Source organism: Bacillus cereus group sp. BceL291 (genome assembly GCF_051776705.1).
In the GTDB taxonomy this organism is placed as follows: Bacteria; Bacillota; Bacilli; order Bacillales; family Bacillaceae_G; genus Bacillus_A; species Bacillus_A cereus.
On the sequence record NZ_JBPWAP010000185.1, the window covers coordinates 1 to 2,615 of the forward strand.

The window sequence follows — 2,615 nt, forward strand, 5'->3', positions numbered from 1 at the left end:
GTGATTATTGCGATAGGTAAGCCTTTGAAATCATCTTCAGCTTTTCCCCCGCACCACACCGTACGTGAGACTTTCGCCTCATACGGCGTTCCATCTAATTAAGTTAATATTTGATTTCTTCTAAATTACAAGCTCTTCGATATTGGTTTATTCTTTTGACTTGTTCGTCAGTCAAAAGTAAGCTCTTTAAGTAATTCTCAATCGTTCGATTATCGGTGGCATGAATTAGTCTATGAATATCCTTTAGGATGATTCGCAAATTAGAATAATCGTCTGTTCCTCCTAGTCCCAATGGAACATAGTGATGACAATGCACTTCACTGGCAGTTAAAAATTCTTTTAGTATCTCACATTTTCCCATAACCATAGAATACCTAGATATACGATTATCAGAATACTCAAGACTTCTACTGATTGTATTTACTGTAAGTAGTCTTGTTATCTCAACTAGTACATTTCTATCGAGTTCCTTGTGCTCGGCACTATTTCTACCCTTCTTAGAGTATGGAGTTTGACTTTGTGTATAGTTCCAAATGGTTGCGGTTTGAATATCTGCTAATGGAAACAAATAAATCCCACAAACTTTAAATGTTCGATAGTTATTTTTAAAGAATTTCTTATACACCGGAGGTGCATTAATCGGAACTTCGTATTTACCAACACTTTTTAATCGATTGAAAAATGTTAAAGATACACTGAATGTAAGCTCATGCATATCAATATTTACATGCGTGGCGTATCTAAAGTAGTTACGTAATCCTAAAACACAGGCATTATATAATTGTACGTTTTGCCGTGTTGTTGACCGTTGAATAGATTTGATTCGCTTCCTCAATTCAGATTCAATTTGTTTCTTCTTTTTCTCTGAAATGTTTGAGTTGCACACCCACTTATTTCTTTTAGGTACTACATATAGTGAGTAACCTAGAAATTCAGATTTATTTTTCCTTAGATTGATTATTCTTGATTTTTCTGGTGAAATATCAAGTTTTAATCGTTCTTTTAAGTATAATTTTGTGGCCATAAACCACTTCTGTGCAGTACGAAAATCTTTGGCCATGATTTTGAAATCATCCGCATAACGTACAATGTAACCCTGTTTTAATTTTGTTCTTTTCAAAGCACGATTGCGATTACCTGGTTCGGTATAATCATAATCTGATTGAAAATGATGCCATTGTCGTGCTATCCATTGGTCTAAATCGTTCAAAACCACATTTGATAGTAGTGGTGAAAGTATTCCTCCTTGTGGTGTACCTTTTCGTGGGATTCCTACTCCCTTTATAGGCGCTTTAAGGATTAAATAAATCAACTTTAGGACTCTTTTATCTTTGATTCCCATGTTCCATAGTTGTTTCAATAGTAACGTATGATTAACATTGTCAAAGAATCCTTTGATGTCAATATCTACGGCATAATGAAAAGTATTTCGACTAATGAGATACATAACTCTTGAGATAGCATGCCTTGCACCTCTTAAAGGTCGAAATCCATAACTATGCTCATAGAATTTTGCTTCACAAATCGGTTCTAATATTTGCTTAATCATTTGCTGAATAAGTCGATCAAACATGGTTGGAATCCCTAAAGGTCTTTTGTCACCATTAGGCTTAGGAATGAATACTCTTTTTACAGCTTTAGGTTTATATTGATTTAATCGATTACGAACCAAGTTTAAGAATTCAACCTTATCCATTGATTTGTATTGATCGATTACAAAAGAATCTATCCCTGCTGTTTTAGACCCTTTATTGGATTTAATTGTTCGATAAGCTAGTAAAATATTATTTTCTGCCGTAATCATTTCATACAATCCCTGAAATGATTTATTAGCTCGACTACCTTCATATAGCTTATCAAACGTTTCTTGCATATTGTAATACTCCCAATATTTCATTCTTGCGTTCAACTGTGGAAACCTCCTTGGTGTTTTGCCCACATTCATACCAGACCATTGAACTTCATTTTCACAAAATCAAATAAACCTTAATTAGACTTGGGGCTATCCCTCCGAGGCTTGTTATCACTCTTTCATCGGTACTGTGCCCCTACTTTCACAAGAATAAAGGAATTTCAGTTTTCACCTTATATCCACCTGCCCAGAAGTAGCTGTTTGATTTAGCAGTTTCTTGCTTACCACGTTCCAATATATCTAGCTATCCATGATAACCTTAGGCGTTTACTATAAGCCTGCGGAATTATAGATTCTTTGTTATCTATACCGAATTTCATACTTCGCGACTCTTACTTTTCGGCATTCCACCACACTATTGTGTGCTATATCTTTCGATATAGTGCAATTTTAGACCCGTACATTCGTAAATTTGTCAGTTCCCTTTGGAACATTCTCACCATAGTTACCTTTTCAGCCATCCGCCCTATCCCACACCATATGATGTAATTCAATCACTTAGGCTAGTTCAGGCGACTTCACCTAGCTTCACACATGATTCCTCTACTTATTCCTCATGCATGTAGGAGTATCAATGGAGTTGTTTCAGCTCAACCTGACGGCTTTCATTCCAACTCTCGATATATTAGTTGTTATTGCTTAAATAAATTTAGGCAACACTCTCATTTCGCACTAACGTACTTATAGAGAAACGTGTCGCACC

The 2,615-nt window shown here is 35.5% G+C and carries 1 protein-coding gene; it reads right to left on the bottom strand.

What is annotated here, in order from left to right; genetic code table 11:
- Positions 1–103: 103 nt before the first annotated feature.
- Positions 104–1,897 carry a group II intron reverse transcriptase/maturase gene (gene ltrA, locus ACS2CR_RS33850; protein WP_374050080.1) on the bottom strand — a complete coding sequence of 598 codons (1,794 nt, stop codon included), beginning with the start codon at positions 1,895–1,897 and terminating at the stop codon, positions 104–106.
- Between the last annotated feature and the right edge of the window lie 718 nt (positions 1,898–2,615).

Excerpts from the sequence above, each read along its gene's own strand:
- ltrA (WP_374050080.1), bottom strand. The coding sequence starts at position 1,897 with ATGAAATATTGGGAGTATTACAATATGCAAGAAACGTTTGATAAGCTA.